Source organism: Dactylosporangium sp. NPDC049140 (assembly GCF_040648435.1).
The window spans coordinates 63508-78738 of record NZ_JBEZDS010000015.1; the positions used below are offsets into that span (position 1 = coordinate 63508).

Consider the following 15231-nt stretch of genomic DNA (forward strand, 5'->3'; position numbering starts at 1 on the left):
ATGCCGCCCCCGCCCCGAGAGGACCCCATGAGCGACCCGCTGCGCCCGACCATGCTGACCAAGATGCGCGCATCCCTGGCCGGGGAGCGTGACGCGGCGCTGCTGGAGGCGCTGCGCTCGGCCGGCAAGACCGCCTACGACGAGCTGCTGGCCGCCGAGAAGGTCCGCGACGAGCTCACCGCCGGCGGCACCGGCGTGTGGGACGCGCCGCCCGCGGTCGGCAGCCAGCTGGTGGCGGCCTGGAACGCCTTCGTGCTGCAGACCCTCGGCGAGCAGTTCCTCGACGCCGACTACGCCGCGAACCCGCGCACGGTCGGGTACGTGCCGGCCGTGACGTTCGACCAGGTGTCGGCCTGGTTCAGCGCGGTCGAGGGGTGGATCTCGCGCGGCCGCCAGGCCCGGGTCAACCCCGACTACGACATCACCGCCGAGCTCGCGCTGCCGGCCGCGCTCCCACCCTGGGCGGAGGTCGAGCCGTGCCCGCCGGAGCACCTGGCCGCGCTGCTGGCCGCGATCCCGCCGGTGCGCCAGCACGTCGACGTGGCCATGTACGCGCTGGAGGCGGCCGGCGTGCCGGAGCGGCACCGGCAGGCGGTGAACCGGCTCAAGCAGCTGACCGCCGAGGCCGCCGCGGCCGCGGACTACGCGGTCGGGCTGCGCAGCGCCCGGCACAACGCCGCGCTGCACGAGCTGGTGGAGAACAACCTGAAGCAGGCGCTGGAGCTGTGGTTCCACGTCGGGCAGCTGGCCGCGATGCCGCGTCTGCTCGACGGGTACCGCGCGATCCGCCCCGCCGCCCGCCCCGACCCGGCCACGCTGCCGGGCGGGGTCCGGTTCGACCCCTGGTGCCTGACCGACCGGACCACCCTCAAGCGCTGGCAGCGCGACGCCAAGGCGAAGCAGGCGATCAAGGAGCTGTGGCAGTACGACCCGGACCCGGCCGCCACCCTGGCGCTGAAGGCCCAGATCGACGCCGCCGTGACCGCGGGCGACGTGGCCGTCCTGCGCACCCGCGACGGCAGCAGCTGCTACTACGAATGCCCGTGGTCCGCGCTGTACGAGGTACGCCGCCCGATCACCATCGCCGGGCGCAACCTGCGCGTGCTGCAGCAGTTCGCCCTGCAGGCCGCCGCCGACGACGTCCTGCGCGGCAAGCCGTTCCAGCGCGGGATCATCGTGGGCCCGTTCCAGACCACGGACGAGGTCGAGTACTGCGACCCGGACGGCCTGCACTAGCGGCGGTCGCGGACGGCCCGCGGTGCCGATATGCACCTCGTCGGCACCGCGGCGCATACCGGGGCCGTCCGCGTTCGTTCGGCACCCGAGCGCGCCGGCGTAGATCTTGAGGGGGCGTGGGTGGAGCGCAGCTCCCCCACCGCGAGCGCAGCGAGCTAGGAAACACGGTCGCGGCGGATGAGCGGCAGGGCCGGCAGCATCAGGGCGGCGGTCAGCAGGAACGTCGCCGGGTAGCCGGCGGTGCCCACGATCAGGCCCGCGGCCAGCGCGCCCGCGGCCATGCCGAGGTCGTACGCGGTGTTCCAGATGGCGCTCACCGTGTTCTCGCCGCCGGCCGGGACGCGGTTGAACATCAGGGTCAGGGTCGCGTTCTGCAGCACGCCGAAGCCGGCGCCCAGCAGCAGGGAGCCGGTGAGCAGCGCGGCCGGGCTGGCGGTCAGGGCGAGCGCCGCGGTGCCGGTCGCGGCCAGCAGCAGGCCGGGCAGCAGCAGGCCGCCCGGGCCGCGGCGGTCGCCCACGCGGCCCGCGAACCAGCGGGCGGCCGTCGCGGCGGCGGGCTGCAGGAGCAGGGCCGCCGGGGCCACCCACGCGGGCAGGTCGGCCGCGGCCAGCGGGAGGTACGTCACGATCACGCCCACCGCCGTCGTCGACGCCGCGAAGATCAGGGCCGGGCGGGTCAGGGCGGGGCTGCGCAGGCCGGCCAGCATGCCGTGGTGGCCGCCGGGGCTCGAGCCGCCGCGCGGCAGGCCCGGCACCGACAGCAGCGCCAGCAGCGTGCACGCCGCGGTCGCCACGAACACCGGGCCGAAGCCCCACCGGCCCGCCGCCCAGACGCCCAGCGGGAGGGCAAGCAGGCTTGTCACGCCGCTCACCAGGCCGATCAGGGCCAGGCCCTCGCCGCGCCGCCCGGCCGGGATCAGCGTCGCGGTCAGGGCGCCGCCGGCCACGGTACACACGGCGAACCCGGCTCCGCGGACCAGGCTCACGGCGATGATCGACCACGGCGAGGCGTCGAAGGCGAGCACCACCGTCGGGGCGCCGAGCAGGAACAGGCCCAGGGCCAGCGACCAGCGGTACCCGAGGCGGGCCACCAGCCGCGGCGTCACCAGCTCGACGGCCACCGTCGCCACGAGCAGGGCGACGGTGGCCAGGCCCGCGCCGCGCGAGGACTGCGCCAGCATCGGCACCACGGACAGGGGCAGGTAGAAGCCGATCGCGGAGCCGGCGATCGAGGCCAGGCGCAGCAGCAGCGGACGGGTGAGGAGGCGGGTGCGGGGAGCGGTGTCGAGGGCCATGGCCAGAACGTTAGGGAGTAACCGGCTCACTGATAAGGTCCAGTTTCATGCCTGTCGAGTGGGCCGGTTTCGGGCCGGAGCTGTTTGTCACGATCGATCGGGGCGGCGCGGCCGGGCTGCGCACGCAGCTGGAGGACGCGCTGCGCGAGGCGATCCGCACCGGGCGCCTCGCCGGCGAGGAGAAGCTGCCGTCGTCGCGCGAGCTGGCCCGGGCGCTGCGGCTCTCCCGCGGCCTGGTCCAGGACTGCTACGCGCAGCTGCAGGCCGAGGGGTACCTCACCAGCCGCCCCGGCTCGGCCACCCGCGTCGCGACCGGCGCCACCGCGCACGGGACGCCGCCGCCGGCGCACCGGGCCGATCCGCCGGCCCCGCCGCCGGCCGTCGCCGACTTCCGCACCGGCGTGCCCGACCTCGGGCTCGTCCCCCGCGACGACTGGGCCTGGGCGGTCCGCGAGGCCTGCCGCACCATGCCCAACGCCGCCTTCGACTACGGCGACGCGACCGGCCAGCCGCGCCTGCGCGAGGTCCTGGCCGCGTACCTGACGCGCGTCCGGGCGGTCGCCGCGACCCCGGACGACCTGATCGTCTGCGCCGGCATGGCCCAGGCCCTGGCGCTGGTCCTGCCCGTGCTGCGACGGGCCGGCATCGAGGCCCTGGCCGTGGAGAACCCGGGCCCGGGCGCGTCGACGGCCGAGCAGGCGGACGCCGCCGGGATGCGGGTCGAGGCCGTCCCGGTCGACGCGGACGGCCTCGACCCCGGCGGCCTGCGCGACGCCCGCGCGGTCCTCGTCACCCCGGCCCACCAGTGGCCGACCGGCGTCGTGCTGTCCGGCCCGCGGCGGCTGGAGCTCATCGCGTGGGCCCGCGAGCGCGACGGGTTCATCCTCGAGGACGACTACGACGCTGAGTTCCGCTACGACCGCGACCCGGTCGGCTCCTTGCAGGGCCTGGCCCCGGACCGTGTCATCTCCCTCGGTACCGTCAGCAAGTCCCTCGCGCCCGCCCTGCGCCTGGGCTGGATCGTCGCCCCCGAGCGCCTGCGGCCCGGCCTGGCCCACGCCAAGCGGCTCGCCGACCGCGGCAGCCCGGCCATCGACCAGCTGGCCCTGGCCGCGCTCATGGAGTCGGGCCGCTACGACCGCCACCTGCGCCGGGTCCGCGCCGAGTACTCCGCCCGCCGCGCCGTGCTCATCCGCGCCCTCGCGGAGCACGCCCCGCACCTGCCGGTCACCGGTCTGGCCGCCGGCTTCCACGCGGTCGTCACGCTGCCCACCGGCGCCGACGAGACGGCGCTGATCGAGCGGGCCCGGGAGCGCGGCGTCGGCCTGTACGGCCACGCGGGCCTGTGGCGCGGCCCCCGACCGGCCCGCCCGCGCCTCGTCCTGGGCTTCGGCAACACCTCGCAGCGCGCGATCGGAGCCGGCATCGCGGCGATCGCCGACCTTCTCCAGGGCCCGGGCGATTGACAAAATCTTCTTTTACGTAAAGACTGATTTTGCCATGAGAGATGTCGTGTACCTCGAACAGATCGAGCAGGCCGAGGCCCTGCTCAAGCCGCAGCGGATCGAAGTGCTGCGGTGCCTGGCCGAGCCCCGGTCGTGCACCGAGGTGGCGGCGGAGCTGGATCAGACCCCGCAGCGGGTCTACTACCACGTCAAACGGCTGGTCGACGCGGGTCTGGTGAGTCAGGTCGCACAGCGGCGGGTGCGGGGCATCCACGAGGGCATCTACCAGGCGACCGGCCGCTCGTACTGGCTGTCGCCGCGCCTGGTGGGCCGGATCGGGCTGCGGCAGGCCCGGGACCGGCTCAGCCTCGGTCACCTGCTGGACCTGATGGAGGACGTGCAGGCCGACGTCGCCGCCCTCGACCTGGCCCGGCCCGACCTGCCCTCGATCGGCGTGTCCGGCGACATCCGGGTCCGGCCCGACCAGCGGGCGGCGTTCCTGGGCGAGCTGCAGCAGCTGCTGCAGGACCTGTTCACCCGCTACGGCGGCCCCGACGGCGACCCGTTCCGCCTGGCCCTGGCCTGCTACCCGAGCCGCCCCACCGAAGACCCGAGCCGCCCTACCGAAGACCCGAAGCCCGAAGGAGAAGCTCATGACCGACCTCAATGACCTCCTGCTGCTGCGCGCGGCCCTGCCCGCCACCCCCAAGGCCGTCCACGCGGCACTGACCGACCCGGCCGCGCTCCGGGTGTGGCTGGCCGAGTACGCCGAGGTGGACCTGCCCGACCGATACCAGTTCTGGGGCCGCTACACCCCCGACGGCGCCGAACCCCACCAGCGCGTCCTGCACGCCGACGACAACACCCTGCGCCTGGCCTGGACCGTCGACGGCGTCGAGACCACGGTCGAGATCACCCTGGCCGACGGCGACGACGGGACCCTGCTCACCCTCACCCAGAGCGACCTGCCCACCTTCGCCGAGGTCCTGTCCGACCAGGCCGGACCCCGCGGCGCGCTGCAGACGTTCTGGTCCCTCGCGATCGCGAACCTGGCCGACTACGTCGCCGGCCGCGACCTGACGCCGAAGTGCGACTACACCTCGGCCGAGATGCGCGCCTCGGTGCTCATCGACGCGACCCCGGAAGCGGTGTTCGGCTCGCTCACCCAGGCGGAGACCTTCCAGCGGTGGTTCGGGGCCAAGGTCGACATCGAGCCCTTCGTGGGCGGCCGGTTCGCGATGGGCGGCTTCGACGTCGACCCCGGCGGCGTCAAGTTCGTCGAGTTCGAGCCGGGCCGCAAGGCGACGCTGAACTTCGCCGGCGCCCTCACCTCCAGCTGGGAGCTGGACGGCTCGGACGGCAAGACCCGGCTCACGTTCGTGCAGAGCGGGTTCGACGTCGACAACCCGCCGTACCCGGGCTGGGCCGGCTGGCTCGGCGGCGTCGCCGAGCTGCGGCGCTTCCACGAGATTCCGCAGTGGCGCACCATCTGGCGGGAGATGCACGCCCCGGGCATCCCGGCCGAGATGCTCACCATCGACGTGTAGCCGTTGCGCCGCCCCGGTTCCGCGCAGGAACCGGGGCGGCGGCGGGCCGAGGCCGCGGCGTCAGTGGATGCGACGGCCGAGCGCGTCCGCGATACCCGACTTCCGGAAGAAGTACGTGTTGATCTGATCCCGCCACTCGACGCTGGACCGCTCCTGCTCGGCCAGCCGCCGGCCGACCCGGTCGTGCAGGTCCACGCCCACCACCGCCGGCGGCAGCGCCGCCCACCGCCGGACCATCGCGGCCACGGCCTCCGCGCCGGCGAAGTGGGTGTCGTAGATGTGCTGGATGACCGTGCGGCCGGAGTGCAGCACGTGCGTGTAGGGCACGTGGTGGAAGAACAGCAGCAGCTCGTCCGGGCATGTGTCGAGGGACTCGTACCGCGAGCGCCACGGCTCCGGGTACTGCCCGGTGAACCCGGTCCCGGTCGCGACGGTGCGGTCGACGCCGACGCCGTCACGGTCGGCGAAGTGGTAGGTGCCCCAGGGGCTGTACTCGTACCCGTCGACGTCCGGCCCGTAGTGATCGCCGGGCCTGACCATGAACCCGATCCCCAGCGGCGCCGTGTACTGCTCGTACACCGACCACGACGAGTCCATCAGCGCGTGCAGGACCGGCGCCGCGGCCGCGGGGAACGTCAGCCGGATCCACTCGTCGAGCAGCTCGATCGGGTCCAGCGCGGGGTCCCAGGCGAGGCGCCCGGCCGCGTACAGGTTGGCCTGCGCGAGCGGGTGCCCGGTCCAGTACGGATCCTCGCCGGCGTTCGACACGGTGACGACCGCCTCGACCCGGGCGGCCACGGTGGACAGCACCGAGCTCCACATCGGCGGCAGGTAGCACACGTGCCGCTGCTGCCCCGTGTACTCCTGCGTCGCCTGGAGCTCGACGGCGAGCCGGGTCGCGGGCATCCCCAGCAGCACCGGCGACACCGGCTCCCGGGTCTGGAAGTCGATCGGCCCGTGCTTGACCTGCAGGATCACGTTTGCCGCGAACTGCCCGTCGAGCGGCACGAAGTGGTCGTGGGCGGCCCGGGCCCGGTCGGTGGTCCGGTCCCGCCAGTCCTGCCGGTGGTTGTAGACGAAGGCCCGCCAGTACACCTCACCCCCGAACGGCGCCAGCGCGGCGGCGAGCAGGTTGGCTCCGTCGGCGTGCGTGCGCCCGTAGGCGAACGGCCCCGGCTGCCCCTCCGAGTCGGCCTTGACGACGTAGCCGCCGAAGTCCGGGATCACGTCGTACACCCGGCGCGTCGCCGTCGCCCACCAGGCCCGCACCTGTGCGTCGCACGGGTCGGCGGTGTCCAGCCCGCCCAGGGTCATGGGCGCGGCGAAGGAGACGGAGAGAAAGACCCGGATGTGGTACTGCCGGAAGCGCGACGCCAGCAGCGCCACCTCCCCGAGCCGGTCGGTGAGCAGCCGCGCCTCGCCCGCGTGGACGTTGACGTTGTTGACCGACACCGCGTTGATCCCGGTCGAGGCCAGCAGCCGCGCGTAGTCCGAGACACGGTCCAGGTCGCCGGTGAGCGCCCCGTCCTCCCAGAACAGCGACCCGCCGGAGTACCCGCGCTCGACCTGGCCCATGACGGGGTGCACGAACACGTTGTCCCAGTGCTGCATCATCCGCCGGGCCGCGGCCGGCCGGTGCGTCGACGCCGGCTGGTCCCCGTCCAGGCGCAGGGCGTGGAACGAGCCGTACAGCAGCCCGGCCTCGTCCGCCGCGACCACCGTGGTCACGCCGCCGGCCCGCGCGATCGTGTACGCCTCCGGCCCCAGCCCGCAGCCCGGGTCACGCGTGAGCACGACCCCCTCGTCGTTGACCCGCCGCAGCCACGCCGGATGGACGGCGTTCATGCCGTCACCTGCGCAGGCTCCGGCGCCGGCATGCCCGAACTGCGCCCCTGATGAGCGGCCCCAACGCCCAGTCTGGCTCGATGTCGCTTCGCGGAGATCGACCCAGACCGGGCGCCGCTCCGCTCCGGACCGCTCATGACAGCTCCACCACGGCCACCGCGAGCGGCGCCAGCGTCACGGTGCCGTCCACAGCGGACCCGCCGAGCAGCTCGACCCCCGGCCCCGGCACCGCCACGGAGGCCGTGCGGGTGTCGGAGTGGTTGAGCAGGAACAGGTAGCGGTCGCGCCGGGTCGCCTCCACGTAGGGCGGCGCCCCCTCGACGACCGGCGCCACGCCCGCCGCCCGGACCGCGCTCAGCACCGTGTCCCGCAGGGCCTCGGGCGACAGCCGGGTGCCGATGTACACGACACAGCCGGAGCCGAAGTCGTTGCGGATCAGCGCCGGCCGTCCGGCCAGGTCACCCCCCGTGTACTCCCCCAGCACCCGCGCCGTCTCCGGGTGCAGGCTCTCCTGCCACCAGTCGGCGGTCGCGGTGGTCCCGTCGGCGAACTCGACCTCGAACGTCTCCTCCTCCCGGGCCGGCCAGTACTCGTCTATGTAGGCCCCGATGAGCCGCCGGAACGCACCCGGGTAGGCGGGCTGCCGCACCTGGTTGTCCCGATCGACGACACCGGAGAACAGGGAGATCACGACGGTCCCGCCGGCCGCCGCGAACGCCTCGACGGCGGTGGCGAACCCGTCATGGACAAGGTACGCGTTGGGTATGACAAGAACGCGGTACCGGCTCAGGTCGCCGGCGAACGAGACCAGGTCGACGGCGTAGTGCGCCTCCAGCAGCGGCCGGTAGTGGTCGGTGGCGATCCGGGCGTAGTCGAAGTCGTTGCGGGGCAGGCCGTACGTGTCCTCCAGGCCCCACCAGGCGTCCCAGTCGAACAGCAGCGCGACCTCGGCCGTGGACGGGGCACCGGCGGCCGCCGCGATGCGGGGCAGCTCGTTGCCGAGCGCCTCGACCTCCTGCCAGCTGCGGGCCCCGGTTCCGGAGTGCGGCAGCATCGCGGAGTGGAAGCGCTCGTGGCCGCCGCGCGAGGCGCGCCACTGGAAGTACAGGACGCTGTCGGCGCCGTGGGCGATGGCCTGGTACGAACCCAGCCGCATCCGCCCGGGGCGCTTGACGTTGTTGACCCGCCACTGCGACACCCCGGACGCGGCCTGCTCCATGAGCAGCCAGGGCTCGCCGCGCAGGGACCGCATGAGGTCGAAGTTGAGGGCGGCGGCGACGTGCGCGTCGGCCCGGCCGGGGTCGGGGTAGATGTCGAGGGCGGCGGCGTCCTCCTCGCGCGCCCAGCGCCAGTAGTCGGCGTGGCGGTAGAAGCGCATGAAGTTCGTGAGGATCGGCAGGTCGTCGCGGTACCGCCGGACGGCGTCGCGCTCGGCCACGAAGCACTCCAGCAGCGCGTCGGAGGTGAAGCGCTTGAAGTCGAGGCGGCGGGCCGGGTTCGACCAGGTGCGGGGCACCTCGGGCGGGGCGACCTGGGCCCAGTCGGTGTAGCGCTGCCCCCAGAACCGGGTGTACCAGGCCTCGTTGAGCGCCTCGAGGTCGCCGTAGCGGCGCCGCAGCCAGGCCCGGAACGCTTCGGCGGCGCACGGCCCGTACGCCGTGGGGCCGTACTCGTTGCTGATATGCCACATGGCGAGCGCGGGGTGGTGGGAGTAGCGCTCGGCGAGCTTGTCGGCGATGCCCACGGCGTGCTCGCGGTACCGCGGCGAGGTCGGGTCGTAGTGCAACCGGTTGCCGAAGCCGAAGGTCTCGCCGTCGGCCATGACCGGCAGCACCTCGGGGTGGCCGTGGGAGAGCCAGACGGGCGGGGCCATCGTCGGGGTGGCGAGGTCGACGCTGATGCCGCCGCCGTGCAGCAGGTCCATCACCTCGTCGAGCCAGCCGAAGGTGTACCGGCCCGGCTCCGGCTCCAGCGACGCCCAGGCGAAGACGCCGACGGTGACCAGGTTGACGCCGGCCCGGCGCATGAGCTCGACGTCCTCCTTCCACACCGGACGGTCCCACTGCTCCGGGTTGTAGTCGCCGCCGAACGCGAAGCCGCCGAGCCGGCGGCGTAACCCGTCCATGCGCGCGTTCACGCCACGAACCGCTTCTCGATCTCGGCGCACATGGGGCGCGCGACGAGCAGCAGGCCGCCGATCAGCAGGGAGGCCGGCAGCAGGGCGACGGCCTCGGAGGCGAACACGGTGATCGCGCCCGCGGTGAGCAGCACCCCGGCCGTGCCGAGGGCGACCCCGGGCCGGTGGGCCAGGAAGTAGGCGGCGAGCCGGGCGATGTCGGCGGTGCGGAACACGAACAGCGAGGAGATCACCAGGGCGTTGGCGCTCCACAGGACCACGACCGCGGCCAGCACCAGCAGCAGCACGGACCACCAGGCCGGGACGCCCGCGGCCGCCCGGTGCACGAGGGAGACGGCCAGCACGGCGAGCACCGCGAGGGCGGGGAGCCAGATCCGCAGGACCCCCAGGGCGTTGAGCCGGTACCCGCGCCAGAACGCGGCGGCCGGATGGAGGTCGGCGAGGTCCGAGCGGCGGCGGTGCAGGGCGTAGACGGCGGCGGACGCGGCCGGCCCGAACGGGATCGCGCACAGCGCGAACAGCGGCACGTTGCTGCTGTCCCGGGCCAGGAGCAGCAGCACGACGAAGCCGGGCGCGGCCACCAGCACGAACAGGAACTCGACGACCAGGAGCGTGTAGATCAGGGCGGAGGCGCGGAAGAGCGTGCTCATGCGGTACCACCGCCGAAGAGCCGGGCGTCGTCGAACCACGGCGGCGTCTCGTCGGTCACGGGGCTCACCTCGACCAGGGTCACCTCGTGGCGCCCGAGGGTCAGGTCGAGCTCGGCCCGGCCCGCGACGACCGGCACGCTGCGGTGGGTGCGAACCGGCTCCGCGGCCTCGCGCAGCGCGTCGAGCTGGCGGGACGTGGGTGAGGCGGGCCGGCCCATCGCCGCCCACGCCGCGCGGGCGTTGCCGGCGTCCTCGCCGGCGCTGGACCGGGCGACGAACGCCGTCCCGGACCGTCCGACGGGCACGGACAGCCGGATCCGGTGACTATCCACCGTGGACTGTCCGGTGTGGTCGGTGGGCGCCCAGGCGAGCACGGTGACGTGCCCGGCGGCGTCGCGGGTGACGAGGTGGTCCTCGCCGCGGGCGAGCACGTCGGGGCCCATGCGGGCGAGGAACGCGTACAGATGGAAGGTCGGCTTCTTGATCTGGCGGTGGGTCAGCAGCCCGAAGCCGCCGTGGAACATGGTCGCCGGCACGCCGGCCTCCTCGAACATGTCGCAGAACGTCCAATACGAGAACGAGTCGACGAGATCGCCGGCCGCGGCCACCACGGGGGCGAGGTAGGCGGCGTGGAACGCGGTGTCGTGGATCGGGTTGTCCGGGCGGTAGGAGGAGCTGAACTCGGTGATGTGGACGGGCAGCCCGGCCAGCGCCGTGCCGGCCAGCCGGCGGCGCGGGGCCGCGAACTGCTCCAGCAGCGTCGCGGCCGGCCGGAGGGCCTGGTAGGAGCCGAACGGCACCGTCTGCGCGGGACCGGAGGTGTACGCGTGCCGGCTGACGAAGTCGATCGGCACCGACCGGTCGGTGACGAAGCCGGCGAAGCGGGCCAGCCAGTCGTCGTCGGCGCCGGGCGAGATGGCCGGCCCGCCGACCTGCAGCGACGCGTCGACCTCCTTGACCGCGTGCGCGGTCATCTCGTAGAGCCGGTGGTACGCGTCCTGGTCGGCGTCCTTCCAGAACACGGTCAGGTCCGGCTCGTTCCACACCTCGATCGGCCAGCCGCGCACCTCGTCGAGGCCGTAGCGGTCGACGAGGTGCGCCACGGTGGAGCGCACCAGCGCCGTCCACTCCTTCGGCGACTCCGGCGGTGTCACGTTGCCCTGCCACCAGAAGACCGTCTGCGCGCCGGAGGCCAGCGCGGCGGGGGTGAAGCCGAGCTCGACGAACGGCCGCACCCCCAGCGCCAGGTAGGCGTCGATGATCTGGTCGACGTAGGTGAACACGTGCGCGGCCCGGCGCTCGCCGGCGAAGTCGTAGGGCCGGTGGACCCCGACGCCGTCGCTGAGCAGACCGTGCTGGCGGATGTGCCGGAACCCGATCTCCCGCTGCACGAGGGCGAGGGAGTCCTGGTAGTCGCGGCGCAGCGCCAGTTCGAACCGCCCGGCGCCGACACAGCGGCGCCAAGCGTCGGTGAGGTGGCCCGAGGGCCGGTCCGGGACGAGCATCGGGGCGCTCACTCAGCCGTGCGCCTTCTTGTACCGGTCGTAGGCGCCGTTGACCGTCTCGACGTACTTGTCCATGTTCTTGCCCTTGAGCTCGCTCACGTAGGCGTTCCAGTCGCTCAGCGGGCGCTGGCCGAGGATGAACTTGAGCGTGTTCTGGAAGACGTGGTCCTTCAGCGCGGTCTCCCACAGCGTGGCCTGCTCGCGCTCCTCGGCGTTGAGCGGCCGCGGCGGCGGCTGGGGCCGGTTGGTGCGCTTGTTCATGACCTCCTGGAAGGCCAGCTCCTCCTTGGGGAACTGGGAGTTGAGCAGCTTGGTCGAGCCGCCGTAGACGAAGACGCCGTTGAAGAAGCCGTACTCGACCTGGAGGTTCTTGGTGCCCGACGGGTTGAGGCCGCCCCAGTTGACGTCGTTCGCGAGCTTCAGCGTGCCGTCGTCGACGCTGCCGGTGTAGGTGGTGCCCTCGATGCCCCACTTGGCGAACATCTTGCCCTGCGGGGAGTAGTACAGCCAGTCGATGAACTGCATGAGGGCGACGAAGTTCTTGCTCTGGCGGGCCTTCGCGGAGATCATCAGCCCGGCCTCGAGGCGGGAGACGTAGATGGTCTCGCCCATCGGGCCGATCGGCACCGGGATCTTCAGCACGGTGGCGCCGGGGATGTTCTTGATGCTGGGCCGGATCTCGTTGACGAGCGTCTGCGCGTTGCAGCTCATGACGAACGACTTGCCGTTGGCGAACTTCTGCTTGGCCTGGTCGTCGGGCTGGGTGAAGCTCTCGGGGTCGACGAGCTTCTCGGCCACGAGCGTGTTGAGGAACTGCAGCGTCTGCTTGTACTGCTCGGTCGTGCCGGAGTACACGAACTTCTTCGCGCCGTCGTCCCAGACGGTGTGCTGGAAGCCCCAGCCGGCCAGGGCCCCGTAGGACGAGCCGACGAGGTTGAGCAGGTTGTTGCCGCCGGGCTGGGGCGGGGTGCTCCAGCGGTCCGACAGCGGGTACGAGTCCGGGTAGGCCTGCTTCATCGCCTTGAGGACGTTGTGCAGGTCGTCCCAGGTCTTGGGGATCTGCAGGTTGAGCTGCTGCAGGATGTCGGTGCGGATGGCCAGCGAGTAGTCCTGCCAGGCGTCCTCGTGCAGGCCGGGCAGCAGGTAGAACTTGCCGTCCTGCTGCCGGAAGCCGTCGAGGTCGGGCTCCAGTTTCCACTTGGCGACCTGTTCCTTGAAGTTCGGCATCAGGTCGATGTGGTCGCTGATCGGCAGGATCGCCCCGCTGGCGATGTACGCCTCCTCGTCGGGGTGGTACGTCTTCGGGATGATCGTCGGCGCGTCCCCGGACGCGACGACGACGCTGCGCTTCTGGTTGTAGTCGCTGCCCGGCACGACCGTCGACTGCAGCGTCACGCCCGTGCGCTTGGTGAGCTCCTGGAAGAACAGCCAGCTCTCCTTGTACGGGTAGGCGGCGTTGCTGTACATCATGATCGGGAACGTCAGCGGGGCCTTCGCGGTGAACTGCTTGCCGACGGCGTAGTCGTCCATCGCCCCGTCGCGGTTGGCGCTGTAGTCCTCGGCCTTGCCGCCGCCGGTGTCGTCCTCGTCGTCGCCCGAGCAGCCGGCGAGGGTGGCGAAGGCGGCGGCACCGGCGGCGCCGAGCACCGCCCGTCTGGTGAACTTCATGGGGACTCCTTGGTCCTTCAATGGGGGCGGCGCGTCAGCCCTTGACCGCGCCGAGGGTGACCCCGGAAACGAAGTAGCGCTGGATGAACGGGTAGACCATGACGATCGGCAGTGCGGTGAGGACGATCGTCACGGCCTGGATGTTGGCCGCGATCTGCAGCGTCATCTCGCTGGGCGCGGTGATGTCCGTGCCGCCGGTCGCCCCGGCGATGAGGTTGCGCAGGTAGATCGTGACGGGGAACAGGTCGGCGTCGTCGAGGTACAGGAACGCCGAGAACCACGAGTTCCAGAACGACACCGCGTAGAACAGCGTCATCGTGGCGACCACCGCCTTCGACAGCGGCAGCACGATCCGCAGCAGGTTGCCGTAGGTGCTGAGGCCGTCGACGGCGCCGGCCTCCTCCAGCTCGACCGGCATGCTCTCGAAGAACGCCTTCATCACCAGCAGGTTGAAGACGCTGATCGCGTTGGGCAGCACGATCGCCCAGATGGAGTTGCGCAGGCCGAGCGAGCTGACGAGCACGTAGTTCGGGATGAGGCCGCCGTTGAAGAACATCGTGAAGACCGCGACGGCGACGAGCGCGGTGCGGCCCTTGAGGTGCTTCTTGGACAGCACGTACGCGAAGCAGGTGGTCAGCACCATCGAGATCACGGTGGCCACGACGGTGTAGAGCACGGTGTTGCCGTAGTTGGTCCAGAACACCGGGTCGCCCAGGACCCGCTGGTAGGTGGTCGTGTTGAACCCGCGCGGCCACAGGTTGACCTGGCCGGCCTGGATGGAGTGCTCGTCGCTGAAGGAGCGGGCGATGACGTTGACGAACGGGTACAGGGTCAGCACCACGACCACGGTGAGCACGATCCCGTTGACGACCTGGAAGGCCCGGCTCACCACAGGCTCGCTCCAACCGTGCGGCGGGAGATGAAGTTGGTCGTCAGCACCAGCGTCAGGCCGATGACCGACTCGAAGAGCCCGATCGCGGCGGCGTAGCTGAAGCTGCCCGACACGACGCCGACCCGGTACAGGTACGTGGAGATGACGTCGGCGGTCGGGTACGTCAGCGGGTTGTACAGCAGCAGGACCTTCTCGAACCCGACCGCCATGAACGTGCCGACGTTGAGGATGAGCAGCGTCATCATCGTCGGCCGGATGCCGGGCAGCGTCACGTGCCAGGTCTGGCGCCACCGCCCGGCCCCGTCGATGCGGGCGGCCTCGTACAGCTCCTGGTCGACGGTGGTGAGCGCGGCGAGGTACAGGATCGTGCCCCAGCCGACGGTCTGCCAGAGCTCCGAGGAGACGTAGATGGTGCGGAACCACTCCGGCTGCTGCAGGAACGAGATCGGGTCGCCGCCGAGCGCCTTGATGCCGGCGTTCACCGCGCCGTTGAGCGCGAGCAGCTGGAAGACCAGGCCGGCCACGACCACGATGGACATGAAGTGCGGCAGGTAGGAGATGGTCTGCACGAGCCGCTTGAGCCAGCGGGTGCGGACCTCGTTGAGCAGCAGGGCCAGCACGATCGGCAGCGGGAACGCGAACGCGAGGGTCAGCCCGCCGATGACGAGCGTGTTCGTGAAGACGTGCCAGAACGTCGGGTCGTCCCAGAACATCTCGAAGTAGTGCAGGCCGACCCACCGCTCGCCGAAGAGGTCGCCGCCGGGCCGGTAGCGGCGGAAGGCGATCACGTTCCCGGCCATGGGCAGGTACCGGAAGATCACGAAGAACGCGAGCGGGACCACGGCGAGGGAGTACAGCTGCCAGTCCCGCCGTAGGGCCGCGCGCCACGTCCGGCGCCGAGCTTGCACCACCATTCTCCGCGTCCCTTCCCGAAAGTTTCGGAAATCTGTCGTTGGGCAAGGCGTAATTTAGGTTTTTCACTGAAAGGTGTCAAGGGATCCACTGGTGACG

General features: G+C 72.0%; 12 protein-coding genes. 4 read left to right on the top strand and 8 right to left on the bottom strand.

Annotated elements, in window-relative coordinates:
• Positions 1-27 precede the first annotated feature (27 nt).
• Positions 28-1236 carry a hypothetical protein gene (locus AB0B76_RS24615; RefSeq protein WP_360379306.1) on the top strand — a complete coding sequence of 403 codons (1209 nt, stop codon included), beginning with the start codon at positions 28-30 and terminating at the stop codon, positions 1234-1236.
• A gap of 155 nt (positions 1237-1391) precedes the next feature.
• Here the strand turns inward: AB0B76_RS24615 and AB0B76_RS24620 are convergent, their stop codons facing one another.
• Positions 1392-2531 (bottom strand): MFS transporter, encoded by a 1140-nt coding sequence (locus tag AB0B76_RS24620; protein WP_360379309.1) that lies wholly within the window; start codon positions 2529-2531, stop codon positions 1392-1394.
• A 47-nt stretch (positions 2532-2578) separates the two neighbouring features.
• Between AB0B76_RS24620 and AB0B76_RS24625 the strand changes: the two genes are divergently transcribed.
• The 3 genes from AB0B76_RS24625 to AB0B76_RS24635 are packed head-to-tail and all read left to right on the top strand — an operon-like array spanning position 2579 to position 5523.
• A complete protein-coding gene (locus AB0B76_RS24625; protein ID WP_360379312.1) occupies positions 2579-3997 on the top strand; it encodes a PLP-dependent aminotransferase family protein in 1419 nt (472 codons plus the stop codon).
• Between the two features lie 34 nt (positions 3998-4031).
• Complete coding sequence (locus AB0B76_RS24630) at positions 4032-4646, top strand: helix-turn-helix domain-containing protein (protein ID WP_360379315.1); 615 nt, start codon at positions 4032-4034, stop codon at positions 4644-4646.
• Positions 4630-5523 carry an SRPBCC family protein gene (locus AB0B76_RS24635; protein ID WP_360379318.1) on the top strand — a complete coding sequence of 298 codons (894 nt, stop codon included), beginning with the start codon at positions 4630-4632 and terminating at the stop codon, positions 5521-5523. Before AB0B76_RS24630 ends, AB0B76_RS24635 begins: the two co-directional genes overlap by 17 nt.
• Before the next feature lie 60 nt (positions 5524-5583).
• On the opposite strand, the gene AB0B76_RS24640 is transcribed toward AB0B76_RS24635, so the two are convergent.
• The 7 genes from AB0B76_RS24640 to AB0B76_RS24670 all read right to left on the bottom strand — a co-directional run bounded on the left by AB0B76_RS24640 (position 5584) and on the right by AB0B76_RS24670 (position 15134).
• Positions 5584-7368: an alpha-glucuronidase gene (locus AB0B76_RS24640; protein WP_360379321.1), complete on the bottom strand. Its 1785-nt coding sequence runs from the start codon at positions 7366-7368 to the stop codon at positions 5584-5586.
• Positions 7369-7501: 133 nt separating this feature from the next.
• A complete protein-coding gene (locus tag AB0B76_RS24645) occupies positions 7502-9505 on the bottom strand; it encodes a beta-galactosidase (RefSeq protein ID WP_360379323.1) in 2004 nt (667 codons plus the stop codon).
• Entirely contained in the window at positions 9502-10155 is a 654-nt protein-coding gene (locus AB0B76_RS24650; RefSeq protein WP_360379325.1) for a hypothetical protein, read from the bottom strand. Before AB0B76_RS24650 ends, AB0B76_RS24645 begins: the two co-directional genes overlap by 4 nt.
• Positions 10152-11672 (bottom strand): xylan 1,4-beta-xylosidase, encoded by a 1521-nt coding sequence (locus tag AB0B76_RS24655; protein WP_360379328.1) that lies wholly within the window; start codon positions 11670-11672, stop codon positions 10152-10154. Before AB0B76_RS24655 ends, AB0B76_RS24650 begins: the two co-directional genes overlap by 4 nt.
• A complete protein-coding gene (locus AB0B76_RS24660; protein ID WP_360379331.1) occupies positions 11673-13328 on the bottom strand; it encodes an extracellular solute-binding protein in 1656 nt (551 codons plus the stop codon).
• A 34-nt stretch (positions 13329-13362) separates the two neighbouring features.
• Positions 13363-14217, bottom strand: coding sequence for a carbohydrate ABC transporter permease (locus AB0B76_RS24665; RefSeq protein WP_360379333.1), 855 nt, complete (start codon positions 14215-14217; stop codon positions 13363-13365).
• Positions 14214-15134, bottom strand: a complete 921-nt coding sequence (locus AB0B76_RS24670; protein ID WP_360379336.1) for an ABC transporter permease subunit — start codon at positions 15132-15134, stop codon at positions 14214-14216. Before AB0B76_RS24670 ends, AB0B76_RS24665 begins: the two co-directional genes overlap by 4 nt.
• Positions 15135-15231: the final 97 nt, after the last annotated feature.

Bases quoted from the DNA above. Each gene is read 5' to 3' on its own strand.
- AB0B76_RS24625 (WP_360379312.1), top strand. From the start codon at position 2,579: ATGCCTGTCGAGTGGGCCGGTTTCGGGCCGGAGCTGTTTGTCACGATC.
- AB0B76_RS24630 (WP_360379315.1), top strand. From the start codon at position 4,032: ATGAGAGATGTCGTGTACCTCGAACAGATCGAGCAGGCCGAGGCCCTG.
- AB0B76_RS24635 (WP_360379318.1), top strand. From the start codon at position 4,630: ATGACCGACCTCAATGACCTCCTGCTGCTGCGCGCGGCCCTGCCCGCC.
- AB0B76_RS24650 (WP_360379325.1), bottom strand. From the start codon at position 10,155: ATGAGCACGCTCTTCCGCGCCTCCGCCCTGATCTACACGCTCCTGGTC.
- AB0B76_RS24660 (WP_360379331.1), bottom strand. From the start codon at position 13,328: ATGAAGTTCACCAGACGGGCGGTGCTCGGCGCCGCCGGTGCCGCCGCC.
- AB0B76_RS24615 (WP_360379306.1), top strand. From the start codon at position 28: ATGAGCGACCCGCTGCGCCCGACCATGCTGACCAAGATGCGCGCATCC.
- AB0B76_RS24620 (WP_360379309.1), bottom strand. From the start codon at position 2,531: ATGGCCCTCGACACCGCTCCCCGCACCCGCCTCCTCACCCGTCCGCTG.
- AB0B76_RS24670 (WP_360379336.1), bottom strand. From the start codon at position 15,134: ATGGTGGTGCAAGCTCGGCGCCGGACGTGGCGCGCGGCCCTACGGCGG.
- AB0B76_RS24640 (WP_360379321.1), bottom strand. From the start codon at position 7,368: ATGAACGCCGTCCATCCGGCGTGGCTGCGGCGGGTCAACGACGAGGGG.